Source organism: Vreelandella glaciei (assembly GCF_013415125.1).
Classification (GTDB): Bacteria; Pseudomonadota; Gammaproteobacteria; order Pseudomonadales; family Halomonadaceae; genus Vreelandella; species Vreelandella glaciei.
In genome coordinates this window covers 15142-41507 of sequence record NZ_JACCDE010000010.1, presented here as the reverse complement: position 1 = coordinate 41507, position 26366 = coordinate 15142, and the positions used below count along the sequence as shown (strand labels likewise).

21 protein-coding genes are annotated in these 26366 nt (G+C 51.5%); 16 read left to right on the top strand and 5 right to left on the bottom strand.

Annotated elements, in window-relative coordinates; translation table 11 throughout:
* Positions 1–57: 57 nt before the first annotated feature.
* The 5 genes from purD to coq7 all read left to right on the top strand — a co-directional run bounded on the left by purD (position 58) and on the right by coq7 (position 3810).
* A complete protein-coding gene (gene purD, locus HZS80_RS08515) occupies positions 58–1347 on the top strand; it encodes a phosphoribosylamine--glycine ligase (protein ID WP_179915795.1) in 1290 nt (429 codons plus the stop codon).
* A 75-nt stretch (positions 1348–1422) separates the two neighbouring features.
* The gene (locus tag HZS80_RS08510) at positions 1423–1863 is read left to right on the top strand and encodes an acyl-CoA thioesterase (RefSeq protein ID WP_179915794.1); all 441 of its coding nucleotides are present in this window, start codon (positions 1423–1425) and stop codon (positions 1861–1863) included.
* Entirely contained in the window at positions 1863–2735 is an 873-nt protein-coding gene (locus HZS80_RS08505) for a phosphoribulokinase (protein WP_035563180.1), read from the top strand. The genes HZS80_RS08510 and HZS80_RS08505 overlap by 1 nt, the downstream gene beginning before the upstream one ends.
* A 42-nt stretch (positions 2736–2777) precedes the next feature.
* Complete coding sequence (locus tag HZS80_RS08500; protein WP_008959626.1) at positions 2778–3119, top strand: histidine triad nucleotide-binding protein; 342 nt, start codon at positions 2778–2780, stop codon at positions 3117–3119.
* A gap of 49 nt (positions 3120–3168) precedes the next feature.
* Positions 3169–3810 carry a 2-polyprenyl-3-methyl-6-methoxy-1,4-benzoquinone monooxygenase gene (coq7, locus tag HZS80_RS08495; RefSeq protein ID WP_179915793.1) on the top strand — a complete coding sequence of 214 codons (642 nt, stop codon included), beginning with the start codon at positions 3169–3171 and terminating at the stop codon, positions 3808–3810.
* A gap of 117 nt (positions 3811–3927) precedes the next feature.
* On the opposite strand, the gene ettA is transcribed toward coq7, so the two are convergent.
* The 4 genes from ettA to HZS80_RS08475 all read right to left on the bottom strand — a co-directional run bounded on the left by ettA (position 3928) and on the right by HZS80_RS08475 (position 8079).
* Positions 3928–5589 (bottom strand): energy-dependent translational throttle protein EttA, encoded by a 1662-nt coding sequence (ettA, locus tag HZS80_RS08490; RefSeq protein WP_101147825.1) that lies wholly within the window; start codon positions 5587–5589, stop codon positions 3928–3930.
* Positions 5590–5744: 155 nt separating this feature from the next.
* The gene (locus HZS80_RS08485; protein ID WP_008959622.1) at positions 5745–5957 is read right to left on the bottom strand and encodes a PA3496 family putative envelope integrity protein; all 213 of its coding nucleotides are present in this window, start codon (positions 5955–5957) and stop codon (positions 5745–5747) included.
* Positions 5958–6146: 189 nt separating this feature from the next.
* Positions 6147–6581: a PAS domain S-box protein gene (locus tag HZS80_RS08480; protein WP_035563190.1), complete on the bottom strand. Its 435-nt coding sequence runs from the start codon at positions 6579–6581 to the stop codon at positions 6147–6149.
* A 184-nt stretch (positions 6582–6765) separates the two neighbouring features.
* Positions 6766–8079 carry an MFS transporter gene (locus HZS80_RS08475; RefSeq protein ID WP_179915792.1) on the bottom strand — a complete coding sequence of 438 codons (1314 nt, stop codon included), beginning with the start codon at positions 8077–8079 and terminating at the stop codon, positions 6766–6768.
* A 95-nt stretch (positions 8080–8174) separates the two neighbouring features.
* On the opposite strand from HZS80_RS08475, the gene HZS80_RS08470 reads away from it, so the two are divergent.
* From HZS80_RS08470 to HZS80_RS08435, 8 genes are all read left to right on the top strand, one after another.
* Positions 8175–8444: an Rdx family protein gene (locus HZS80_RS08470; protein ID WP_179915791.1), complete on the top strand. Its 270-nt coding sequence runs from the start codon at positions 8175–8177 to the stop codon at positions 8442–8444.
* Positions 8441–9313 carry a DMT family transporter gene (locus HZS80_RS08465; protein WP_179915790.1) on the top strand — a complete coding sequence of 291 codons (873 nt, stop codon included), beginning with the start codon at positions 8441–8443 and terminating at the stop codon, positions 9311–9313. The genes HZS80_RS08470 and HZS80_RS08465 overlap by 4 nt, the downstream gene beginning before the upstream one ends.
* 217 nt (positions 9314–9530) lie before the next feature.
* The gene (locus HZS80_RS08460) at positions 9531–9974 is read left to right on the top strand and encodes a hypothetical protein (RefSeq protein ID WP_158414206.1); all 444 of its coding nucleotides are present in this window, start codon (positions 9531–9533) and stop codon (positions 9972–9974) included.
* Entirely contained in the window at positions 9971–10753 is a 783-nt protein-coding gene (bcsQ, locus tag HZS80_RS08455; RefSeq protein WP_179915789.1) for a cellulose biosynthesis protein BcsQ, read from the top strand. The genes HZS80_RS08460 and bcsQ overlap by 4 nt, the downstream gene beginning before the upstream one ends.
* A complete protein-coding gene (bcsA, locus tag HZS80_RS08450; RefSeq protein ID WP_179915788.1) occupies positions 10753–15288 on the top strand; it encodes a UDP-forming cellulose synthase catalytic subunit in 4536 nt (1511 codons plus the stop codon). Before bcsQ ends, bcsA begins: the two co-directional genes overlap by 1 nt.
* A 2-nt stretch (positions 15289–15290) precedes the next feature.
* Positions 15291–19448: a cellulose biosynthesis protein BcsC gene (locus HZS80_RS08445; protein ID WP_179915787.1), complete on the top strand. Its 4158-nt coding sequence runs from the start codon at positions 15291–15293 to the stop codon at positions 19446–19448.
* Positions 19432–19911 (top strand): cellulose biosynthesis protein BcsD, encoded by a 480-nt coding sequence (bcsD, locus tag HZS80_RS08440; RefSeq protein WP_008959613.1) that lies wholly within the window; start codon positions 19432–19434, stop codon positions 19909–19911. Before HZS80_RS08445 ends, bcsD begins: the two co-directional genes overlap by 17 nt.
* A gap of 44 nt (positions 19912–19955) precedes the next feature.
* On the top strand, positions 19956–20960 hold the full coding sequence (locus tag HZS80_RS08435; protein WP_008959612.1) for a family 8 glycosyl hydrolase: 1005 nt from the start codon (positions 19956–19958) through the stop codon (positions 20958–20960).
* A 64-nt stretch (positions 20961–21024) separates the two neighbouring features.
* Here the strand turns inward: HZS80_RS08435 and HZS80_RS08430 are convergent, their stop codons facing one another.
* On the bottom strand, positions 21025–21735 hold the full coding sequence (locus tag HZS80_RS08430) for an arylesterase (protein WP_179915786.1): 711 nt from the start codon (positions 21733–21735) through the stop codon (positions 21025–21027).
* Positions 21736–21826: 91 nt separating this feature from the next.
* Here HZS80_RS08430 and HZS80_RS08425 point away from each other — a divergent pair, with 91 nt between their 5' ends.
* From HZS80_RS08425 to HZS80_RS08415, 3 genes are all read left to right on the top strand, one after another.
* Positions 21827–22615 carry an ABC transporter ATP-binding protein gene (locus tag HZS80_RS08425; protein ID WP_246361822.1) on the top strand — a complete coding sequence of 263 codons (789 nt, stop codon included), beginning with the start codon at positions 21827–21829 and terminating at the stop codon, positions 22613–22615.
* Positions 22612–25215, top strand: coding sequence for an ABC transporter permease (locus HZS80_RS08420; RefSeq protein ID WP_035563210.1), 2604 nt, complete (start codon positions 22612–22614; stop codon positions 25213–25215). The genes HZS80_RS08425 and HZS80_RS08420 overlap by 4 nt, the downstream gene beginning before the upstream one ends.
* Positions 25216–25435: 220 nt before the next feature.
* A complete protein-coding gene (locus HZS80_RS08415; protein WP_179915785.1) occupies positions 25436–26356 on the top strand; it encodes an alpha/beta fold hydrolase in 921 nt (306 codons plus the stop codon).
* Positions 26357–26366: the final 10 nt, after the last annotated feature.

Below are 26366 nucleotides of genomic sequence, written 5' to 3'. Positions count from 1 at the left end.
CCGCTGCGCTGTGGCATAATGCCGCCGATAACGCTCTCCCGTTTGAGAAGGATGCACATGAAGGTTTTGATGATAGGCGGCGGTGGTCGTGAGCACGCCCTGGCTTGGAAACTAGCGCAATCTAAACAGGTTGAACAAGTATTTGTCGCGCCTGGAAACGCAGGCACCGCCACGGAGCCTAAGTTAACCAATGTGGCGATTGCGGCAACCGATTTAGAGGGTCTGATCGCCTTTGCCCGTGATGAGCAGATTGGCCTTACCGTGGTAGGCCCTGAGGCGCCTTTAGTAGACGGTGTGGTCGATCGTTTTCAAGCAGCAGGGTTAACAATTTTTGGCCCTACGCAGGCGGCTGCCCAGTTGGAAGGTTCCAAATCCTTTACCAAGGATTTCCTGGCTCGTCATAAAATCCCTTCGGCGGACTATCAAACCTTTACTGAGGTATCCCCCGCGCTGGCCTATCTGCAAACAATGGGTGCGCCGATAGTGATCAAAGCGGATGGCTTGGCTGCGGGTAAGGGCGTCATCGTAGCCCTTAGCGAAGCCGAAGCAGAGGCCGCTATTCGTGACATGCTGGAAGCCAATGCGTTTGGCGGTGCAGGCGCTCGGGTGGTGATTGAAGAGTTCCTAGAGGGTGAAGAGGCGAGCTTTATTGTCATGGTGGATGGCGAGAATGTCGTGCCCATGGCGACTAGCCAAGACCATAAACGTGCCTACGATGGTGATACCGGCCCGAATACGGGTGGTATGGGGGCTTATTCGCCAGCACCGGTGGTTACCCCTGAAGTTGATGCGCGCATTATGGAGCAGGTGATTCTGCCCACTGTGCATGGCATGGCTGCTGAGGGCAATGCCTATACGGGGTTCCTGTATGCAGGCTTAATGATTGATGGTGCCGGTAACCCTCGCGTTATTGAGTACAACTGCCGCTTCGGTGACCCTGAAACCCAGCCGATTATGCTGCGCTTGCTTTCTGACCTGGCGGAGCTTTGCTTGGCGGGTGCCGAAGGCCGATTGGCCGGGCAGCGTTGCGAATGGGATTCGCGTGCGGCGGTAGGCGTGGTATTGGCTGCTGGCGGCTACCCTGGCAGCTATCGCAAAGGCGATGTTATCCACGGCTTAGCAGACGCTGAACAGACGGGTTGCAAAGTGTTTCACGCGGGCACAGCGCAAAATGCCAAGGGTGAAATCACCACGGCAGGCGGTCGTGTGCTGTGCGTAACAGCGTTAGGTGATAGCGTTTCAGAAGCGCAGCAGCAAGCGTACCAAGGCGTTCACGCGATTCACTGGGAAGGTGTTGAATGTCGGCGTGATATCGCGTTCAGAGCGATTGCTCGCGAGGGTACGTAAGCCTGATGCTGAGCTAGTACTGAACGCATACGCCGTTTAAACCGAGGTTTCCTACTTCACTGACGAGGAAAAGGCATGGAGCGTGTCAAGCTGGACTTTCCCGCTGAAGCGGTCATTCATCGTCACGCTCTGACAGTGCGGGTAACCGATATAAACTACGGCCGTCATTTGGGGCACGATGCGGTGGTATCGCTGCTCCACGAGGCGCGTATTCAAGCCTTTGCGGCGCTGGATCTGCCTGAGTGGGACATGCATGGGCATCCATCGGTCGTCGCCGATCTTGCGGTAACATATCAAAGTGAAGCACGCTGGCCTGACGCTTTGATCATTGCGACTGCCGTGCCTGAGCCGCAAGGTAAAGCGTTGACAGTTTATCAGCGTATTTACCAGGCAGAATCCCAGCAGGTTGTCGCGACAGCACGGGTTAATCAACTGCTGATTGATCTTGCTACGGGCCGCCCTGCTGAGGTGCCTGAGCAGGTTAAACAAGCGCTTGCACATGCGAGGAGCGGCTAATGTCACGGGAGTATCCGATTATTGCAGTCACCGGCTCTTCCGGGGCGGGCACGACCACCGTTCGGCGCAGTTTTGAGCGGATGTTTCTGCGTGAAGATGTGCATGCAGCCATGGTCGATGGCGATGCCTTTCACCGCTACACTCGCGATGATTTGCACCGTATCTTCCGGGAAGAGCCTGAGCGCAAAGATGAGCTTTCTCATTTTGCCGTAGAGGCTAACTTACTGGACCGCCTGGAAGGCTTGTTTAGCGAGTATGGCGAACATGGTTCAGGTACCTTTCGCCACTATATCCACGCCGAAGATAAGCAGAAAATTGAAGCGGGCTACCGGGTGGGGACGTTCACCGAGTGGCAATCGCTGCCCTGTGGAACCGACCTGCTGTTCTATGAAGGTTTGCATGGCGGGTTGGTGACCGAAGAGTATGATATTGCCCGCCATGTGGATCTATTGGTAGGCGTGGCACCCACCATGAATCTGGAGTGGATTCAAAAAATCGACCGTGACACCAAGCTGCGTGGTTATTCACAAGAAGCGGTTATTGACACTATCCTGGGCCGGATGGATGACTATGTCCGTTATATCCAGCCGCAGTTCTCGCGCACCCACATCAATTTTCAGCGAGTGCCTACTGTTGATACCTCCAACCCCTTTGAGGTGCAGGATATCCCCACCGATGCTGAGTCGTTTGTGGTCATCCGCTTTCGAGATCCCTCCACGGTTGATTTCCCTTGGCTGCTGGCGATGATCAAAGATTCGTTTATGACCCGCCCGCATACCTTGGTGGTACCCGGCGCGCGGATGTCGCTGGCCATGGAGCTTATCCTTGCCCCTCTGGTCAGGCATCTACTGGCGCAGCGGCGCTTCCGTTAATCGTGACCGTCAGCATTGGCTGAAAGCCGTAAGGAGAGTTATATGGACTGTCTGTTTTGCAAAATCATTAAGCGTGAAATCCCTGCTGATATTGTTTATGAAGATGAGCATGTGTTGGCGTTTAACGATATTGGCCCCCAAGCGCCGACGCATCAGTTGATCATTCCCAAAAAGCATATCGCCACACTCAATGATATCGATGAAACCGATCTTGTTACGGTAGGGCGGCTGCAGTTTACTGCCGCCAAGCTTGCCCGTGAGCAAGGCTTTGCTGAAGACGGCTATCGTGTGGTTATGAACTGCAACGAAATGGGCGGGCAAACGGTCTACCATATCCACATGCATTTAATGGGTGGACGCGCTTTCACGTGGCCTGCTGGTTAGGCTAAGTAGACCGTTATCGTCACCCGTCATCAAACAACGGAGTGTTGCCATGGATCGTCAACAGAGTCGTTCAGATCGCGTCATTCACCAGTTTGATACTGTTTTACGTACGCTAATGCCCCACGCGGCCGCGTCGCAGCGCACGAGCCCTGCGGCGGGTGTTGTCGATGGCGCGCTCGATGATCAAGAGCGCCGTCACGCGGCGGGTTTGATGCGGATTAATCATACTGGGGAAGTGTGTGCCCAAGCGCTGTACCAGGGACAGAGCGTGAGCGCTAAACTTCCTCATGTGCGCCAACAGGTTGAGCAGTCTGCACTGGAAGAGATCGATCATCTGGCCTGGTGTGATGAGCGTTTAGTGCAGTTACAAAGCCGACCCAGCTATTTAAACCCGCTCTTTTATGTAGCCTCGTTTGGCATCGGTGCAGCGACTGGGGCAGTCAGTGATCGTATCAGTTTGGGGGTTGTTGCCGCGACGGAAGAACAGGCAGGTAAACATCTTGATGCTCACCAAAAATCGCTACCCCCCGGCGACTATCGCTCACGAGCTATCCTACGCCAAATGGCTGTTGATGAGGCGCATCACGCCCATCTTGCCTTAGAGGCAGGGGGCATTCGTTTTCCTGCCCCGGTGAAGTGGGGCATGCGACTGGCCTCGAAAGTCATCTCTAAAAGTGCCTATCACCTTTAATATACCTTCATGACAAACCCTGATTAATACAATGTTTTTCAGCGTAATCGGAAATGAGAAGGCCCCGCAGTGCGAGGCCTTGGCTATTAATATCACGCGTCAGCGTTAGGTAAAGTATCAGGCATCAATGCGCTTGTATTTCATACGCTTAGGCGTATCGTTCCCGACCCGCTTCTTATGATCTTCTTCGTACTCTGCGTAATTGCCTTCAAACAAGACCACTTCAGAATCACCTTCAAAGGCCATGATGTGCGTGGCGATACGGTCTAAGAACCAACGATCGTGCGAAATCACCATGGCACAGCCCGGGAAGGCGAGTAGTGCGTCTTCCAGTGCCCGCAGGGTTTCGATATCCAAATCGTTTGACGGCTCATCAAGCAACAGCACGTTAGCGCCTTGCTTGAGCGTTTGCGCAAGCTGTAAGCGACCGCGTTCGCCCCCGGAGAGCTCCGATAAACGCTTCTGCTGGTCGTTACCTTTAAAGTTGAATCGACCAACATAGGCGCGGGAGGAGACTTCGTAGCCGTTAATATTGAGGATGTCCTGACCATCCGATACGGCTTCCCAGACAGTTTGCTTGTTGTCCAGCGCATCGCGTAACTGCTCGACATAGGCGATGTCGACGGTTTCGCCAATCACAACCTCGCCTGCATCGGGCTGTTCTTTACCGGTAATCAGCTGGAATAGGGTCGACTTACCTGCGCCGTTACCGCCGACGATCCCCACAATCGCACCCGGGGGAATCGTGAAAGAGAGGTCTTGATAAAGCAGCTTGTCATCGAAGCGTTTGGTCACGTTATGAAACTCAATGACCTTGTCGCCTAGGCGTGGACCAGGCGGAATATAGATTTCATTGGTTTCATTGCGCTTCTGGAAGTCGCCTGACTGCATTTCTTCAAAGCGGTTAAGACGCGCTTTGCTTTTTGCCTGACGGCCTTTGGCGTTGCTGCGTACCCACTCAAGCTCTTGCCTGATGGCTTTTTGGCGCGAGGCTTCCTGCTTGGCTTCTTGGTTTAAGCGTTGATCTTTCTGCTCAAGCCAATGAGAGTAGTTACCCTCAAACGGGATACCCTGACCACGGTCAAGCTCAAGAATCCAGCCCGCCACGTTATCCAGGAAGTAACGGTCGTGGGTAATCGCCACTACGGTACCGTTGTAATCGTGCAAGAAGCGCTCAAGCCAAGCCACTGATTCTGCATCAAGGTGGTTGGTAGGCTCATCCAACAGCAGCATGTCAGGACTTGAGAGTAGCAGGCGACATAGTGCCACCCGGCGGCGTTCACCCCCTGATAGGTTGCCGACTTTGGCATCCCAAGGAGGAAGGCGCAACGCTTCAGCGGCAACGTCTAACTTGCGTTCTAAGTTATGCGCATCGGCCGCCTCGATAATATTTTCCAGCCGCCCCTGCTCGCTTGCCAGGGCATCAAAATCGGCGTCTGGCTCGGCGTAAGCTGCGTACACCGCGTCTAACTTCTCTTGTGCTTCTTTAATTGCCCCTAGCGCTTCTTCGACGGTGTCGCGGACGTTTTTCTCGTCGTCTAGTTCCGGCTCCTGGGGAAGGTAGCCAATATTGATGCCGGGCATCGGACGAGCTTCACCTTCAAACTCTTTATCGACACCGGCCATGATGCGCAGCAGTGTGGATTTCCCCGAACCGTTAAGCCCCAATACGCCGATTTTGGCACCAGGGAAAAACGATAATGAGATATCCTTGAGAATTTGCTTTTTGGGCGGCACTACTTTGCCAACCCGATTCATGGTGAAAACGTATTGCGCCATGGAGATCCGTTAGGTTGTTGATAGAAAAAAGCAACAGCAGCAGGCTACTGGCTAAGGAGTGATGATAGTGGTCTGCGCCAGGAAAGGCTAGGCTGCTTAAGGTGCGCGGCTAGCCAGACCCACTCATTGGCTGAGAAGGCCAAGCTATTCAACGCTTACTCTTCTTCGTCCCAGTCGTCTTCTATGGCTCGCTGAAGTCGACGCTCTTCTAGCCATGCTTCTACTTGGCGTCGTGCGCGTAAGCTGTCTGCTTTGCTAGGCTTGCTTTTACCGTAATGGTCATCATTAACGGCATCTAAACTTTCAAACTCGTCTGAGTCGATTGCTTCACTGGTAAACGTTTCACGATTTAGGGGATCACGGCTCATGTGATGTCCTCCAACCCAGCCGGCGTGCCGGCGTAACAACGGCTCCACTTATTAGCACGTGCGGATCAAAAAGCACGTGTGGCTTGCAAAGTGAAGCGCCTAGCGCAAATTAAGCGCCTTGCGGCTATATAACGCCAGTAGGGATGAAGTTCAAGCATTGATCGGTTTTTTTAGTGGAAAAGTTAATAATTAGCGGTTATCTCGCTGTTTTTGTAACTCCACAAGCGCAAGCTGAGCCTCTACACGTTCCGTTACGTCTTTTTGTACGCCAATGTAATACATCAGCTCGTCTGCTTCGTCGTAGACCGGTGTAATGGATAATTCATTCCAAAACATGGTGCCGTCTTTACGGTAATTACGCAGTACTTCGCGAGAAGGACTGCCATCTTTAAGCGCGTCTCGGATAGAGATCAGGGCATCCTGGTCGCGGTCTTCGTTCTGCAAAAAACGACAGTCGCGATACAGAATTTCATCCGCGCTATAGCCCGTTAAGCGTTCAAAGCCTTTATTGACGTAGATGAGGATATTTTCATCGCCTTCCTGTTCAGCAACAACAATACCGTCTTCCGAGGCGTCAATTATGCGTTCGAGCAGCTCTGGACTGATCAATGGAGATCGTTTCATCAAGGGGTTCCTGTTGCAGCTCCAATCCTTCCCGCCGTTCAAAGTGGCTTTTTTTTGCCTGTGAACGGGCAGGACTTCAAATCATTTATTATCAGCAGCATAGCAAGGGCTCCAATCTACCGCTGCTATCTGGCTCTATCATGGCGAGCGTTGTCACGCATTGCAATCGTGTACGCGCACCGTCTCATTCGACCTCGGGTAATTGGTGGGCGCTCAATACAGCCCCCACGGCGGTTGCTGCCAGTATTAGCAGTAGTATGGCGCTACCAAACCATTGTGCAAGGGCGCCAATAATGCCGCCTACCAAAAGCATTAATACGCCTGTCAACGTGTTAGAGAGCGCAACATAAAGCGCCCGATTATCTTGACTCGCCATATCAATGAGGTAGGTTTTTCGCCCCAAACGTACGCCATGGTGAATAATCACTAAGAGCGCGTAAACCACCGCATAGGGCCAAGTACTTTGTGCCCACCCGTCTGGCAGCCAGGCCAAGCTGGCAGCTAATAAACAGCAAATAGCCGTACCTACCGCTGCATCGCGCATAACGCTGCGGCTCGATTGGTCGGCGCGCTTGCCCCAGACGGGGCTTGCCACCATCGCTGCAAGCCCGGATACCACAATCAAAATACCCAGGCCGCCGAGGTCGGTGCCACTTTGGTTCTGCCCCAACAGGGCGATGTAAGGCAAGGCGAGTGCACTTGATAGCAGTAATGCCCTGGCAAGGTTGAAGTGTAGAAAAGTGCGATCATTTTTTAGCAGAGACAGACCTAGCTTAATACTGTCCCAGCCGTTTTCTCCGCCTTCAACGGCGCCAGGCGCTTCTTCAATACGGGCCGCGGCTAAGGCATTCATTAGCCAGCTGCTAGCGGCGACTACGAGTAAGAGCGCCACGATGACATTGCCGGGGCGACTATCAAACAGCATGAGTACAGCGCCCGCCGCCAGCGTAGCGCCACCGGCAACGCTGCCGCTCCAGCCCATCAACGTGCCGCGGCGGCGTTTGGAAATGGTTTTACCCAGCACGTCTTTGGTCGCGATAGAGGATAAGCCCCGTGCCAGCGAAAGCAGCACGAGCGCGGCTAACACTAATGCACCGCCCAAAGAGCCGGTGGCGAACAACGCCAGTAGGGCCAGCACTAATGCAGCTAGCGCCTGAATCAGCGCACCTGTTACCCATACCCATTTCCGTTTGGGTTTTAAGCGGATAAAACCCGCCACAAAAATTTGTGGCAGTAGCGCACCCGCCTCACGGATGGGCACTAGCAAGCCTACCATCCACACCGGTGCTCCAATAATGCCCATCAGCCACGGTAAGACTAAGCGCGCGCTAGATAACTCGTCAGCCAACTTATTTCCTAAAGAAGCCCATAGGTGTAGGAAAAAGTTGTGCGGCTGTGCGTTGCAAGCACTATCAGGTATTTCATCGCACATGCGGCTATCTTCATCGCCTGTTAGCCACTCATAAAGGCGAGACTGTGAAACATCCGGTTGAGCCATGACGGTTCCTTGGCGATTGCTAATTTAAAATGACAAAATGTTTTCTGAGAACGACATAGTATCCTGCAAAGGAATTTACCGATAAGGAACTCTCAATGCCACGTATTCAAATCCGCTACTGCACTCAATGTCAGTGGCTATTGCGTAGCGCTTGGTATGCCCAAGAACTTCTATCGACCTTTGGTGAGCAACTGACCGAGGTCGCGCTATCCCCCTCTCATGGCGGCGCTTTCGAGATATGGTGTGAAGAACTACTGCTCTGGGAGCGTAAGCGTGATGGCGGCTTTCCCGATATAAAACTTCTCAAGCAACGCGTGCGAGATCAATTGGATCCAGAGCGAGATTTAGGGCATATCGACCGATGAATCAGGATAAGCAAGCCGTCCTCTATGGCCTGGGGGCGGTAGCGCTTTGGTCGACAGTAGCAACGGCTTTCAAAGTAGCACTCGCTTGGATGAGTCCTTTGGAATTGATGTGGCTAGCGGCATTCGTTTCCTGGGCATTAATGGGGGCGCTAGTCATCAAGCAGGGAAATATGCCCACGGCGCTATGCAGCGGTTGGAAAACGGCTGCATGGGCGGGGCTGATGAATCCCGTGGCTTATTATTTAGTGCTATTCGCCGCCTATGACCGCCTCCCCGGGCAAGAAGCCATGGCGCTGAATTACACCTGGGCGTTAGCGATGGCGTTTTTAGCGGTGCCTTTGCTTGGTCAACGCTTAACCCGAATGGATATCGTTGCTGGGTTGGTCGCTTATGCAGGCGTGTGGGTGATCGCCACACGTGGCTTGGTTTTCAATGTCTCTTTCGCCGATCCGTTAGGGGTTGTACTGGCACTCGCTTCGACACTGCTGTGGGCACTTTATTGGCTTCTCAATGCACGTGATAAGCGACAGCCCCTAGTAGGCCAATGGCAAAATTTCAGCGTGGGTCTGCCTGTGTTGACAGTTTTGTTACTGCTTGGCCCAGGTGTGCAGTGGCACGGTTGGCCAGCGTTTGGGGCGGGCGTTTATGTAGGTCTGTTTGAGATGGGAGTGGCGTTTATTTTGTGGCAGCTAGCGGTACATCAAGTGTCGCGCACCGCCAAAGTCTCCAACCTGATTTTTCTTTCACCGCCTGTGTCGCTGTTTTTGCTTTATCTAGTGGTAGGCGAGCCTATTTTGCCTTCAACCCTGGTCGGGTTGGTGCTCATTTTGTTGGGATTAGGGCTTCAGCAAGGACAAAAGGGTAACTAGACGGTTGTTATTCGGCAAACGAATATTTCTATTTGTTGAATTATTGTTATTTTAGTCCTTGATGTGGGTAGTGATCTAGTATACAAAAACAAGTTAATAGCTAGTTCCTCAGTATGAGCCAACAGTTGCTACTAACAAAATACTGGCATAAAGATGCATGAGGTTTAGCCTTCAGTATAGTGTTGGTTGTAGATTTAAACGAGGTTGTAACGAAAACATGGGAAAAAATGTAGATATTGGTGTATCAGATGAAAATTTCGGTACGGGATTTGAACATCGGGAATTTTCGGAAGGTACGGCTCATTCCAATGAGTCTCAGCGTTGGAAATTGCTCGATTGTATTGCAAAGTATGCCCCTGGTGTAGTGCATACGAGCGTTGAGCGCTCAAAGCAAGCACCACGGGTACCTCATCAAGTACAAAAACCAGCGATGGTACCAACGCTGCGACCAGCGACTCCTCAACAAAAAAATGTTTCCCGGCCCACCTCCTTCGACGCTTTATATGAGCATCCATCATATGAGCATCCATCGCCCACTCAACCGAAGCGACCTTCTTTTGGTCACTTATTTGAAATTTATACCGATAACGGTAACGAGCAACAATCAGATGAAAACGAAGAAACGTCGCTAAAAGCGTTGTTAAGGGAAATTAATTCATGACTCTTATTTGCGTTGCATCACCTAAAGGAGGTGTTGGGAAAACGACGTTAACTGCTAATCTTGCCTACACATTTCAGCGTCAAGGATTTAATGTCACGGTTATCGATTTCGATAGCCAGGATGCGCTGAAATTACATTTTGGCATTGCTTTTAATGACCCGCAAGGATATGTGGCTGAAGCAACTTCAAATCCATATTGGCATGAAATGGTAAGAACTACATCCACTGGCATCAATGTGCTTGCTTACGGTCCCACAACTCGAGAGGAACGCTACCGTTTTGAGAGCTATATCTCCAGTGATCCGCAAGCTCTATATCAATCACTTAGGAGTTTCTATGACTCCCCGGACGATGTTTTATTAGTGGATTTGCCCCCAGGGCATTCAGTTGCTTTAGATGCAATATGTAAATTAAAGCCACTATGTGTGACAGCACTGCTTTCTGATAGCGCTTCTTTGGCTGTTCTGCCTTCCATTGAAGAGGGCAACTTCTATTCAGGAGATGTAAGTAGGCATCTGTATTACGTTGTGAACCAACTGGATTTAAGAAGTGAGCTTAGTCGTGACGTGTATTCGCTTTTAAAAGAACGATTAGGTGCTTCTCTGCTAGGATCTGTACATCGCGATCCTGCGGTGTCTGAAGCACATGCTCTACAGGTCTCTGTTCTACAGCATGCTTATACATCAGCGGTGGTTAATGATTTGGAAGTCATCGCTCATAATCTTATGCGTTTAATGCCGGATACTGCGTTAGTGCAAATTCGTCAGGTAGGTGAGTGATGAAACAGCTTCTGTATAAAACCTGGATTATCCTTTTATTACTTCTTTGCACGCCTATTTTGCTAATTGTGATTTCAACGCCCATGACGCTGAGTAATCAGTTAGCTTTTGGGGGGATTACGGCTGCACTTTTACTTGTGATGGGTCAGGTTAATTCGCCACGTGTACGCTTAGCAATGGCCTTGATTACGGTTATGACCGCGAGTCGTTATATCTATTGGCGGGTGACTGAGACACTGGTTACCGAAGGCCTTCTAGAGTCTATTTTGAGCTTGGGGCTCTTAGGTGCAGAACTGTATGCTTGGCTAGTATTAGTACTTAGCTTTTTTCAATCAGCTTGGCTACTTGAACGTAAAGTTGTGCCATTACCTAAGCAAATCTCTAAATGGCCAACGGTAGACGTTTATATCCCCACCTATAACGAAAGTTTAGATGTCGTTCGTGATACCGTGCTGGCAGCGCAAAATCTTGACTACCCGGCTGATAAAGTTAATGTCTATATTTTAGATGACGGTAAAAGGGCTGAGTTTGCTGCTTTTGCGGCACAAGCAGGAGTGGGTTATATAGCACGTTCAGATAATATGTATGCTAAAGCGGGTAATTTAAATAATGCTCTTCAAAAAACAAAAGGAGAGCTAATTTGTATATTTGATTGTGATCATGTTACGACGCGAGTCTTTTTACAGGCAACAGTGGGTTCATTTCTTGTTGATGAACGTTTAGCACTTATACAGACGCCCCACCATTTTTATTCTCCTGATCCTTTTGAACGTAATCTAGTAAGCGGACGAGAAGTACCTCACGAAGGTGAGCTTTTCTACGGTCCCATTCAGAAAGGAAATGATTACTGGAACGCAACTTTTTTTTGCGGTTCCTGTGCTGTTATCCGTCGCAGTGCTCTGGCCGAAATCGACGGCTTTGCTGTTGAAACAGTAACGGAGGATGCTCATACAGCATTAAAGTTGCAGAGAAAAGGATGGTCCACCGCATATCTGGGGATTCCTCTTGCAGCTGGGTTGGCTACTGAGCGTTTGGCACTACATATCGTTCAGCGAGCGCGATGGGCTCGTGGGATGACACAAATATTGCGCCGTGATAACCCACTTCTGGGACGAGGGTTAAGTATTCCTCAGCGTCTTTGCTACTTGAGCGCAATGCTGCATTTCCAGTTTCCTCTAGCGCGTTTTGTTTTTTTAACGGCGCCGTTAGCTTACCTGCTATTTGGACTTAATATTATCCAGGCCTCTCCGCAGTCAGTTGCGGTGTATGTTTTACCTCACTTGTTTGCCGTCGTTTATACCAATGCAAAACTTGTCGGTCAGTACCGCTATACATTTTGGAATGAAATATATGAAACGGTTCTAACCTTTCATCTTCTTAAACCGTCGATTATTACTCTTTTTAATCCTAACCGTGGCAAGTTTAATGTTACCGAAAAGGGCGGGCGGCTAGATCGAAGTTTTTTTGATTTTAATGTCACGCGACCACACTTATTTTTGCTAGCGTTACTGACGGCCGGTACGCTATGGGGCATTATACGCTTCGTCTGGTGGAACCCGGAAGGTGAACAATTAAGCGTTTTACTCTTCAATATAATCTGGGCTTCCTTTAGCGCTTTCTTTTTGATGGCGGCAATCGCGGTAGGAAGTGAGCAACGACAAGTTCGTGAATACGTGCGGATTAAACTCAGTCGCCCTGCGGTATTGCATCTAGTCGGTGGTTATACCTTAACGGCGGCCACTCAAAACCTTTCAATGGGGGGGATGCAAATCGCTGCAATATCGGGCTTTTCTGAAGATTCCCGAATTGATTTTGTTGAAATGAAATTCGACGGCAATCCAGTTCTTTTTCCAGTGCATGTAGTGAGCCATGATAACCAGCATATCCGTCTACGGTTTGGCAGCTTGAACGTGGCGCAACGTCGACAGTTGGTCAAATTAGTTATGGGGCGTGCAGATGCTTGGTTACAAAAACGTAAACTTCCCCAAGATCAGCCACTTCGCTCCATGTGGACGGTCATTCGTGCAGTTACAGGTCTGTTTTTCAAAAACTGGAAGGAGAATCGCCTATTTGCAAGAGGTGCTTCAGGCGCAAAACAAGTTAAGGAGGCAGAAGGCATCCCCACCAGTGCAGCACCAGTAGCAGCTCAAGTAACGACTCCAGCGTCAACATGGGTATGGCGCATGGTGTTGGTCGCTTTAATTGTGATTGGCATTATGTCTACTCAGCGGGCATGGAGCCAAGAGTTAGATGTTTCATCGCTGCCACCGCAATCAAAGTTGTTGATGTCAGATACTTTATCGCCTGACAATTCATTTTTGCCTGACGTTGAAGTGAGCGCGAGAGGAGGGCTGGCCTTCAATATGCCGACTCAAACTCGCGAACGCATCTACCCGCTTTTACAGCAAACGAATAGCGAATCGTTAGAACCTAATACCTTACGCATAAAGGGTAATGGAGCCCAGGCGGGGGTGGAGTTCGCTTTACGCAGTGATGAAGTGTCAACCGAAGCTGTATTGCATTTGGAGATACGCTATTCCGATATGTTATTGGAAGGACTTAGTCAGTTAGACGTTAATCTAAACGGCATAGTGGTTGATACTCTTGAACTTGATCGCTTCACCGCAGATCATCTAGTGGCTGAAATTACTATCCCTCCTGAGCTAATTGTATCCTACAACACATTGTTGCTGAGTATTACAGGTCAAACATTAGAGCAGTGTAATAATCTGCTGAGTAAAGATATTTGGGTGGAAATACTGCCTAGCTCGACACTTACAGTAGACGTTCAATCATTACCCCCAGTAAGCGGTTTAGCTAACTTACCAGCGCCATTTTTTGATACAGCAGACATGGATCGGCTGGAATTACCCTTTGTTATGCCTGCTTCTCCCTCTGAAACGTTACTGAGTGCCAGTGCTATTTTAGCGTCGCATTTTGCGGTTGAATCTGGATTTAGGGGGGCGGATTTTCCAGTTCATCATACCCAAATACCTGACCAGCATGCGATTGTGATAGGCACCCCTGAGCAAATGCCGCTAGGGGTGGAGTTGCCGCGGATTAATGGGCCAACTTTACTGCAACAAGCCAATCCCAATAATCCTATGTATCGCTTGCTTATTGCGACGGGGAAAACCGAACAGGAAGTGAAAAACGCTGCAACTTATTTAGCTAGTTATCAAGCGAGGCTGAGTGGGGATAGCGAACAAGTTAGCGCTCCTCTTTTTCCTTTGAGGGAACCTTATGACGCACCTAACTGGCAGGCACTTAATGAACCAATATTTCTCACTAGCATGACAAGTAGCAGTGAAATGGTCGGTGAAGGTATTCGTCCTCCGCCACAAAACTATAGCTTCCGTCTACCGCCAAACATACACTTGTGGCCCGGTGACGATGTCACGTTGGAGATAGGTTATGAGTTCCCACGTGGCGATTGGTTAAATGAAAGCGACTCACGCTTAGAGGTGGAATTAAACGGGTCTTATCTTGGCTCTTTACCCGTTGAAAAACGCTCGCTAGCTTGGGACGCATGGAGGCTACTGGGCAATGATATTCGCCAAGAAAGAGCAACGTTACGTATTCCACAAGAGCAGCTATATGGAAATAACCAACTTAGTTTCTACTTTAATATGGCCGTCAATACGCCTGAAGATGGTTGCGAGCTTGGCCTGCCTGATCGTATTGAAACGCGACTTTATCCAGACTCATATTTAGATATGAGTGACGCGCAACATTTTGCAGTGTTACCCGAACTCTCGTACTGGTTAAGTGCTGGCTTTCCATTTACCCAGTGGGCGGATTTATCTCAAACGACATTGATGGTGGCAAGTGAGCCTGACGCTGTGGAAATTAGCGCCGCGCTTGGTTTGATTGGTCGTATGGGGGCTTCCACGGGCTATCCAAGTACGGCCTTAAATATACGAAAAGGATTAACCCTTAATGACAGCCTAGCCCAGCAAGATATCCTGGTCGTTGCTCGCGCTGATCAATTAGAAAATAGCCAGCTCAATAGCCACATAGACCCATTTAGCATTCAGCAAGGCGCTTTGCGTGTTACACCGTTAAGTCTGCTTAGTCGTCTCAACTTGTGGTCGCAGGCACAGTGGGGAAAAGACGTAGAACGTTCACGTAACAGGCTCGGTAGTCAAGCACCAGAACAAGTGTTAATGGGAGTTCGGTCACCGCTTAATCCAATGCGAAGTATCGTGGTAGCAACTGCTTTTCACGATGAAGGAATGCGGACGTTAGCTGCGATCATTGATCAACCCCAAATTAGCCGTCAAGCAGTAGGTGACTTAGTAGTGATCTCTCCTGATCACAAAGTTAATGCTTATCAAGTTGGGCCCCGGACAGCGCGAGGAAGAATGGTCTGGCATCGACTTATTCGCTGGTATGCAGGGCAGTATATTATTCCTATGCTGCTGGCGATGGTGACGGTACTTTTATTAATGGCGGGAGTTTTTTATAGCGCTCTCAAGCGGCGGGCATTGCGGCGCGCATATAGTGGTAGCAATACGCACCCTGGCGGGAAATAAATATGTATACATCACCCGTACCTACTATCATGAAGTTAAAAAAGCGGCTTTTGCTAAGTGCATTCGCCTGCTGCGTTCCGGTGTCAACTGCGTGGGGGCAAGATAACTCGCAAACCGCCCTAGATGCTTTATTACGCCAAGCTGATTTCTGGCAAGAAAATCAACGTCCAGATTTAGCTAGGCAAGCCTTAGAGCGATACCTTTCTGGTCGGCCGGACGACCCAGAAGTTCTGTTCCGATTAGCGCAACAAGCCCTCGTGGATGAACAACCTGATCAAGCGGAGCAGTGGATTCAGCGCCTTGCAGAGGTATCACCTAATAACCCGCGTCTAATCGAGCTAGACCAGCTTCAGCAGGGCAGTGAGTTAGACACCGCGCAGCTGAATCGTGCTCGTCAGTTAGCCCGTGCTAACCGCTATGAAGAGTCGGTAACCGCATACCGGGAGTTATTTAGAGGTGAAACACCTCCTCGAGGTTTGGCGGTTGAGTATTACCAAACATTGGCCGGTGGCAGCGATACTCAATGGCGAGAGGCGCGTGATGGCCTGCGCCAGTTTAGTAATAAATATCCTGAAAATGATCCTCTAAGCCTTGCCTTAGGAAAGGTCTTAACCTATCGCGAGGGCACCCGCCGTGAAGGAATTGATCAGTTAGCACAGATAGCGCAAGAAGATGGCTTAGAGGCGGCTGCTGCACGGAGTGCTTGGCGTCAAGCATTATTGTGGCTAGAGGCCACGCCTGCGGACCAAACGCTTTATCAGGCTTATGCACAGGCCAACCCAAGTGATACCGAAGTGATACAGCGGTTCGAAGACTCCATTGCTCAGAACTCTCGTGCAATCGGCTTTACTGCGCTTCAGTCTGGAGAGCTTGGCAGTGCGGAGGAGTCATTTCGGCAAGCGCTTAACGTTAATCCTCAAGACGCAGAGGCTAAAGTCGGTTTAGGGCTGATACTGCTACGTAGGCAGCAGTTTGCTGAAGCGAGAGATTTACTCGGTGAAGCGATGGATGAAGTGCCTGCTCAGCGAGAACAGTGGGCGGCCGCGTATCAAAGCGCAGCGTTTTATGCCCGCTTGGGAGAAGCTCGGCGTTTATCGGAGGCTAATAATCTTGAGCAGGCGCTTGGGCAAGTACGGCCGCTTACTCAGCAGAACGGTGATGCAGGGCGTGCCGCCCGACTGTTGGAAGCAGACATTTTGCGAAGGCAGCAGCGTCTGGATGCTGCAGAACAGGCCTACCGCGGCCTTCTGGAAGCCCGTCAAAATGATGTAGACGCGCGTGTTGGTTTGGTTCAAGTACTGTCTGATAAAGGTGATTGGGCGACTGCTCAACAAGTAGCTCAGGCTCTTCCGGAAAGTGCCCGCAGCCAAATTGGCGGATTAACCACTGCGCAAGTGGAGGCGCTGCGTCGTCAAGCGCGTCAGCAGGATAGTTTTGGGGCTGAGACGGCGCTTCGCGAAGCCCTTGCTTTATCGCCAAATGATCCTTGGACGCGGCTCGACTTAGCACGGGTTTTAGCTGATCAATCACGCCCTGATGAAGCGCAAGCCTTGATGGTGCCTTTTCAAAGCGGCAGTGCAACACCTGACCAACGCTACGCCGCTGCGTTATTTGCTTCTGAGCAGGAACGTTGGTCAGAAACCCAGCGTTTGCTATCTGGGATTCCGGCCAATGCAATAACCGCTGATATGCAATCACTTCAGCAGCAGGCGCAAATTCAGCAGCCCCTCACGGACGCAATTGCTCAGCTAGAGCAGGGAAATCGCACTGCCGCAATTGCCTCACTACAGCAGTTATATCTTCGCTATAGAGATTCTGAGCTGACGCCAAATCAGGTTAGTCAAATTGCGGGAGCTTTATCTCAGGCGGGTGCAAAAAGTGAAGCCCTCCGTTGGGTGGAGCGCGACTTAGCCCGTGGAATTGACGAGCAAACACCCAACGATTATATCAACCACGTGCTGGTGATGGCCCAGGCAGGGCGCCCAGAAGCAGCTCGCCAATTATTTCATCGTTTAGCTGCTTATCCTCAATGGCAAGAAAATCAAGATGCGTTAGCAGTAGAACGTGGGTTGGTTATTATTGAAGCTGACCAACTGCGTCAGAGTGGTCGCTTAGCCAGTGCTTATGATCGGCTTGCTGAACCGATGCGACAAACACCTGACAATGAAGATTTATTGTTGGCGATGGGTCGTGTATATGCTGATGGGGGGCGCCAAGCACAAGCAGAACAAATTTACACCTATGCGTTGACTCGTCATCCACAGAGTGAGCAGGCGCTGTTAGGCGCTGTGCAAACGGCGCTTTCTAACAACCGCACGAGTCAAGCTAGCCAGCTGCTGGAGCGCTATGCGTCAGAGGAGCAAACGGCTGATATACTACTACTCCGCGCCCAAGTTGCTCGAGCTAACGGCCAGAGCCTTGGAGCACTGGCTTTATTGAGCGAAGCCCGCCAGCGGTTAAGTGGACAAGAAGGTGAGGTTGCTGCCCTTTCTCAAAGACAGAATCCGTTTACGGATAGGGCCAGAGGAACCGCAAATTATTCACAACGACCTAGCTGGCTACCGAGCGCTAGCCGCGAAATCAGCAGCGACGTTGAGCTCGCTGAAACAGAGATGCAAGCCCCGACTGTAAGCCAACAGATTGATGATCTCTCTAGAGAGATTAGGCGCGAGCGGGCGCCAAGAGTTGCCACCGAGTTTGTGTTTAATTTCCGCGATGGCGAGAGTGGCTTGAGCCAACAGGATCGCATTGAAGCTCCCTTGCGTTTTTCAGCAATACCATTCGGAGAGGGTCGCCTTGAAGTAGCGATCACGCCAACACAAGTAACGGCGGGAACGCCTGAGGGAGATGGCCTGCGACGCTATGGGCGCAGTGGTCTGGCTGAGAGTGCCAGTACATTAAATCAGTCGTTGGGTGGCGTCTCCTCTATCTTGGACGAGATTGAGTCAGCCGTAACAAGCTTTTTCGCTGCCCAGAGTAGCCTGGATGCTGCAGTAAATGAACAAGAGGCGGTTAGATTGGCTGCTGAACTAGAGGAGGCGAGAGGCTTTTATGAGGCAGCTCTTGAGCGTAATCCACTATTTGAAGCAGGCTTAACGGTCGCCAGTCTGACTGATCAACAGCTAGCAATATTTAATAGTTACCTTGAAGAAAATAGTGTCAATTTTGCTGAGCTAGACCTGGACGGCGAGTCTTTAAGTGCGTTTGCAAATAGTCGTGAGCAGATTGAAACTGCCCTTGCTGGCATCCAAAGCCGTTTGCAGACAGAGGCGCAATCAGCGCGTCCCTCCAGCTTACGGGATAGCGGTTCGGGGCTAGAGCTTAGTTATACAAATCGCAACCTAAACTTGGATATTGGCAGCACGCCTCTTGGGTTTGAAGAAACAAATTTGGTTGGTGGAATCAATTGGCGCCCTAAGGTCGCTGACAATATATCGCTGAATTTTACTGCTGAGCGCCGAGCTGTGAAGGATAGTGTTCTTTCGTATGCGGGCACCTACGATGCTTATTCTGGCGATACGTGGGGTGGCGTAGTGAGCACCGGTGGCCGAGCAGGTATCAATTACGATACTGAAACGGGCGGTCTCTATGCTGATGTTGGTACATATCGTTATACCGGTAATAACGTTGCCGATAACCAGTCATATGAACTATCTCTGGGTGGCTATGCGCGTCCGATCAGTAATGAACGTCGTCAGCTGCAAACGGGTGTTCATATTTCTGCGATGGCTTTTGATGATGATCTCAGCCACTTTACCTATGGGCATGGAGGATATTTCAGTCCTCAGGACTACGTTAGCGTGACCTTCCCTATCAATTATCAGGAAAACTTTACCGACCAGTTAACGTTGGGTGGATACATTGCTCCAGGTTTCCAAAGCTATAGTACTGATGAAAGCAATTATTTTCCCACTGATCCGGATGCACAAGCGTTGCTAGATGTGTTTGCTGCTTTGGGAGCGACGCAAGAATCACGCTATGAGGGAGAGAGCGAAAGTGGTGTAGGTCTTTCATTCGGTGGAACTATGAAGTATCAAATGACCCCGGAACTTTCCCTTGGCGGCAATGTGGACTTCAATAGCTTCGGTGATTACAACGATACATCCGCGAGTATGTTTATGAACTATATCTTTGGAGATAGCGGTGAACGAGCCAGATAATCATATTCAACACATCGAGTACTACGCTAAGCGACACTGTAGTCCCCAGTGGCGGCTTTTTTTAGAACTGGTCTTTGATGAGCTCTCTAATAATGCGGGTAAAGAGGAATCATCTGGTTTTTGGCGCCATATCGGTAGTCGAATAGCTGCAGAAAAGCCTATTGGAGAGTGCGCTACGCTAGAGCGGCTGGAGCAAGCCGTCAACGATGAATTAGGCCTGCTGGACTGGGGGCAGGCGAGCATCGTGGCCGAAAATAAAGCAATGCATATTTGTCATACTGCATTCCCAGTACCAGGATCTTCTCCGGAGCGCCTCGATACCAGTTTGCTAGCAATGTCCGCATTGCTAGAAGGCGTGTTTAAAGGGTGGCTGCAACAGCAGGGTGGAGATTTTGATGTGCCTATCAGATGTATAAGTCGTAATCTAGAACAGCGTGAATGCACTTTCCTCTATGGTCGTTAGCGGCTTTTGTTAATGGAGCTGCACAATTAAAGGGCTAACCGAAAATGCTGTATCGGTTTACGTTAAGCGCTGGGCTTCTTGTCTGTTTGTTCAGCAGCATAAGTGCAGCCCAGGCAGACTCTGCTTGGCACGTCTATCGTGAGCGCTTTGTTAATGCAGAGGGAAGGGTGATTGACACAGGTAATCACAATATCAGTCACTCGGAAGGGCAAGGGTGGGGCATGATGCTTGCTCAGCATTATAATGATCAGAAAACGTTTGATCAGATTTGGCACTGGACCCGCCGTCACCTGAATAGACCGGATGTATCACTCTTCTCTTGGCGATATGACCCTCGCGATATACCAGCAGTGCGCGATCGAAATAACGCAACCGATGGTGATTTATTTATTGCCTGGGCATTATATTTAGCAGCCGAGCGCTGGGGTAACGCTAATTATGCGAGTGCATCAAAAAGTATACGAAGCGCAATACTTGAAAACCTAACATACGAAGTTGCTGGCTTTCAGGTGTTACTGCCAGGCATAGAAGGTTTTCGTCGCAACGAAGGAGCTGATCTCAACCTCTCATACTGGTTTATTCCCGCGTTACAAGACTTCGCTGAAATTGAGCCGAATGAGTCCTGGGACCGCCTGATTAATGATGGCGTTAAATTACTGGATCAAGCACGTTTTGGTGCATATTTATTGCCAACCGATTGGGTTCAAATCACTCAACAGGGTGAATTGAGCCCGGCAACAAACTGGGCACCTAGATTCAGCTTTGATGCTGTTCGTATCCCGCTCTATTTTGTATGGGGTGGGCGTGAGGAAGCCAGCGGCCTTGGCAGTATTAAGGCTTTTTGGGATGATCCTGTACATCAACCAGCACCCGCTTGGGTTGATGTGGTAAGTGATGAGCGTGCTGAATATCCGATTTCACGTGGAGTGGATGCGATTAGAGCCTATGTCAGTGGCGAAACGCTGCCTAGCTCAACACCTCAACAACAGGACGACTATTTTTCAGCGACACTGCTGATGTTAGTCCATATGGCAGAAGATATGCACTAACGTTTATTTCATAGGGCGGTTTATCCACCCGTCGATAACGTAGATAAACAGCTTTTTGTTAACCTTACTGAGCCGCTGCCTGATGCGTTGTCTCTAACTGCCCCTCAACCAGGGGCTCAATCAGCGGCTCAAGCTCGGGCCACACATTGTCGAGGATAATCGGCTGCGCATCGGCGGTAGGATGAATGCCGTCACTTTGCATTAGTGCGTCGTTTAGGGCGATATCCTCCAGTAAGAAAGGCACTAGGGAAATGTCGTATTCTTCAGCCAGCGAGTGGAAAACCCCGGTAAAGGCGTCCCGGTACGCTTGGCCATAGTTGGGCGGTATATCGATCCCTAGTAGCAGTACTTGTGCACCTGCCTCTTGGCTCTGCTCAATCATGCCGGCTAAGTTCGCCTGCATTTGATTGGGTGCCAGACCACGCAAACCGTCATTGCCGCCTAATTCCAGTAGAACAATATCCGGCTGCTGCTGTCCGAGAATATCAGAGAATCGTTGTAGACCTCCGGATGTGGTTTCACCGCTAATGCTGGCGTTAATGACGTTCACCTCGCCTTCTAAACGCTCTGCCAGCAGGCTCACCCAGCCCTCTTCACGCTCAATACCGTAGGCGGCGCTTAAGCTATCGCCCATCACTAATAAGCTGGGTGACTGTTCGCTATTGATAGGCGAAGCGTTGATAGACACCGAGGCAAAGGTGACTATCAGCAACACCAGCCATCCGGTTACCATGCGGTTCAGTCCATGCCATGCCACAGGGATGCCACGCTTCATGTCTTACTCCTTAAATCAAAGCTCTTCAAATCCAAGTTCTTCAAATCCAAGCTCCTCAGATAAAACTGAAAATACTGCTACGGATATATCAATGTCGAGCGAGTCACCCTACGGTGAGCGCCAGCCTAATACCGACCACCAAGCGTTAAGCGATGTTCCACTAGGCGCCGTTAGGCATCCTATTCTGCATGCCGACAAGCTGTCTAAAAAAGTGACGAGCGGTGAACGCTCACTAACTATCTTACACGACCTATCGCTAAGCGTGGCGGCAGGTGAAAGTGTGGCGATTCTAGGCAAGAGCGGTGCGGGAAAATCAACCCTACTAGGGCTACTGGCTGGCCTTGATACTCCAAGCGATGGTGAGCTAACACTCTTCGGCCATGCATTGAGCCGCTTGGATGAAGATGGGCGAGCTGCGCTACGCGCTGGGCGAGTGGGCTTTGTGTTCCAGAACTTCCAACTGCTGCCCACGTTGAGCGCGCTTGAGAACGTCATGTTACCCCTCGAACTCTCACCGCGTGCAGGGGAGACACAAACCGCTGCCCAGTGGTTGGAGCGTGTTGGACTTGGCGAGCGAGTGAATCACTTACCCAAACAACTTTCCGGTGGTGAGCAGCAGCGCGTTGCCGTTGCCCGTGCTTTCGTTACCGACCCCGAGCTGGTGTTTGCCGATGAGCCTACCGGTAATTTGGACCCCGACACCGGCGCGCAAATCATTGACTTGCTCTTCACCCTAAACCGGGAAGCAGGCACTACGCTGATTTTAGTGACTCACGACCATGCCCTGGCGCGCCGCTGTGATCGCTGCCTGCGATTAGATCATGGAAAATTAGAAGCGTTTGTGCCCACCGCGGCTTCGATTGACGAGGGCACGCAATGAGTGATGTGAATTGGCGCCTGGCCATGCGCAGCCTCAAGCGAGACCTGCGTGCCGCTGATGTACGTGCGCTATTTATCGCCCTGGTATTGGCGGTCGCGGCTTCCACCATGATTGCGTTTTTCCTTGATCGCCTAGAGCGCGGCCTAGAGCGCCAGGCGGGCCAAATGCTGGGTGGCGATCTGGTATTAGAGCAGCGTGATCCGTTTTCAGAGGAGCTGCGAGAACGTCTTGAAAATGCAGGTTTCGTACTGAGTGACCAAGTCGATCTGGTATCGATGATTAGCCGCGACGGGCGTTTTCAACCGGCTAGCTTAAAAGCCGTGGATGAGGTCTACCCTCACTATGGCGCCTCTTCCGTCGATTTTGGCAATGGCACTGAACAAATAGCGTCTGGTCCAGCCCCTGGTGAAGCATGGGCGGATCCACGCTTGATAGAACTGGTCGAGATAGAGTTGGGTGACCGGGTCCAAGTGGGCCAGACCGAACTTGAGATAACAGGGATCATTGAGCGCGAAGCGGACCAGTCCGGCGGCTTCAGTAATTTTAATCCACGCTTGATGATCAATACCGAGGATGTCGAAGCCACCGGTCTTGTTCAAGAAGGCTCGCGGATTGAGTTTGAAATCCTGGCAGCAGGCCCGCCGGAAGCGCTTGATCAAGTGCAAGGCCTGCTTGCTGAGCTACGCCGCGATGGGGTAGAGGTACGGGATGTCCGCGTTGATCGCCCCCAGCTTGGCAATGCCTTGCAGCGTGCAGAGAGTTATCTGGGGCTGGCCGGTTTAGCAGCGGTACTGCTGGCAGGCGTGGCAGTGGCAATGTCGACTCGCCGTTATGTGGAACGCCACCTGGATACTGCCGCACTGTTGCGTTGCTTTGGCGCCAGCCAGCGGCAACTGGTGACGATTTTTTCGCTTCAGCTAATGGGTTTGGCACTGGTAGCCGCAGTGATTGGGGCGCTGCTTGGGCTGGTTGGCCAAGCGGTTCTTATCTGGCTGTTGGTGAGTTTCTTACCCATGACGCTACCGCCGCCTGGTCTTATGCCGTTGGGATTAGGCGTGTTTACGGCTCTTGCCGTGCTGGTGGGGTTTGCTGGGCCAACCCTGCTGCGTATCAAACGAGTGAGCGCATTAAAAGTTCTGCGTCGCGAATTAGATCCGCTGCCGCCTTCGGCCTGGCTGGTGGTGGGCGTGGCAAGCCTAGTGTTTGGCGGGCTGCTGTGGCTCTACTCGGGTAGCCTGCCGCTGGCTATTGCGCTGTTGATTGGTGGGGCGGCTCTGCTCGGTGTGCTGTGGATGATTAGTGCGCTGCTGCTTAGCGGTTTGTTGCGCGTTGTACAGCGATTTTCCGGGCGTAGTGAGTGGTCTCAGGCGCTCCGCTTAGGCGGCCGCCAGCTAGCACGGCGTCGCCAAGCGGGCCTAGGCCAGTTACTGGCCTTTTCAGTGACTTTCTTTGCCATGGCGATGATTGTACTGGTACGGGGCGACCTGCTCAGCACGTGGCAAGACCAACTGCCTGACAATACGCCTAACTACTTTGCCATCAATATCCAGCCTTCCGAACGCGATCCTTTCGATGCGGCAGTTTCGCCACGGGTGGAAACCCAAAGCACCCTCTACCCAATGGTGCGTGGGCGAGTGATTGCCATTAATGGTCAGCCGCCGGGAGATGCTGTGCCGCCTGATGCCCGCGGTGACAACTCGCTGCGCCGGGAGCTCAACCTGACGTGGCAATCTGAAGTGCCAGAGGGCAATGCTGTGGTGGCCGGTGAATGGTTCTCGCCAGCCCCGTTGGGAGGCGACACAAACAGTGAGAAGGGCAATGAAGAGGGCAGTGAAAGCCAAGGCTGGATGAGCGCCGTCGAGGCAACGCAGCAAGCGGCGCCAGTACCCATCTCCATGGAGGATGGACTCGCTGAAAGGCTTGGCTTAAACATCGGTGATGAGATGACCTTCTCGGTGGGTAGCGATGAAATCACCACCCAAATTACCAGCTTGCGCAGCCTGAATTGGGATAGTTTTCAGCCTAATTTCTTCGTCATTTTTCCGCCGGGCGTGCTGGAACAGTTTGGGCATAGCTACATCACCGCCTTTCATCTGCCTGAAGCGGAGCAGGGGTTGATCCGGGAGCTGATTGCCGAATTCCCAGGAGTTTCCTTACTGAATGTTGATGCCATTTTGGGCCAGGTGCGGGATGTACTCGGCCAGGTTACACGGGCGGTGGAGTTAGTGCTTGCATTGGTCCTATTGGCAGGGATAAGCGTACTGTATGCCGCACTGACTGCAAGCTTACCTGTGCGCGCCCATGAAAGCGGTCTATTACGCGTATTTGGCGCAGGCAGTAAAATGATTTCACGGGTGCAGGGCGCTGAATACGCGTTGCTGGGCTTTGCCAGTGGGTTGATGGGGGCGGTACTGGCTGAATTGACCACCGCAGCGTTGTACATCTTTTTGTTGGATCTAACCCCGCACCTTCATCTGGGGCTATGGATTTTCCTCCCCATTGGCGGTGCTGTGCTGATTGGCGTGATAGGTCATGCACTTTCGCGGGGATTACGTCGCCAAGCGCCAGCGGCCAGCCTGGGGCTACTCGGTGAGGCTTGAACCTATTTTGCGAGCCAGAAACCGACCACCAGGGCGCTAATGACAGCAACAAAAAAGACCAGATTACGAGCGCGGGTATCGCGGTGTGGTTTCATAATGGCACCAAATGAGGGTGGAGGTAAAAGAGGCGGAAGCATAACGCCGGGCATGGTAACGTTTGTCGCTTACGTCGTCATCTTGCTTGCCTTATAACGTTGCCGTTTGTTCAGGATGGTTGATTATGCCCCACACCGAATCTACGGCTGCACGCAGCGTTGCGCCGCAGCCGCTTTCTCTTGCCCAGGGTCGCCTGGCCGCCCTTAGTTGGGGGCGCGCTGATGCCCCGGTTTGGCTGGCTCTGCACGGCTGGCTGGATAATGCAGCCAGTTTTACTCGGTTAGCCCCGCTTCTGGTAGAGTCATTGGATATGCGTATCGTGGCACTGGATTTTCGCGGCCATGGTCATTCGGCACATGTGCCCCAGGGCGGTGGCTATGCGCTATGGGAGTACTGCCACGATGTGTTGGATGCCATGGAAGACCTCGGCCTTAACCAGGTTAGCGTGTTGGCCCACTCCATGGGCGCCGCAGTGGCTTGCTTACTTGCTGCTGCGCTGCCTGAACGGGTGGAGCGGCTAACGTTGATTGACGGGCTGGGGGCGCTTAATACGCCCATTGAAGAGACCGCTAGCCAACTGCGCAAAGGACTGACAGCCTACCGTCGGCCACTTTCCCGCGCGCCGCGCTACCCGGATATCGAGAGTGCCATCGCTGCGCGTGTTGCGGGAGGCGTCACGCCGGTGGACACCATTACGGCCACACCGTTAGTGGAGCGCAACACCCAGCCCACCGCCGATGGCCATGTGCAAATGCGCACCGACAGTCGCTTGCTGAAGCCTTCATTGGTGCGCTTCACGCCCGAACAGGTGTTGTCATTGCTGGCGGAAATCAGCGCTCCAGTGCTATTGGTTGAAGGGGAGCAGGGGATTCTGGGTGAACGCGCCTGGGCGGTTCAGGCGCGGCAAGCAGTAAAAGCATTGACCCGGCATGTGCTTAATGGCGGCCACCACTTGCATCTGGAACCCCGTGCCGTAGCGCAAGTCGCCGCAGTAATTGGCGCTCACTGGGTTACGAGCGGCAGGGTTAAGACCGATAAGGCCTAGCGATGGATAG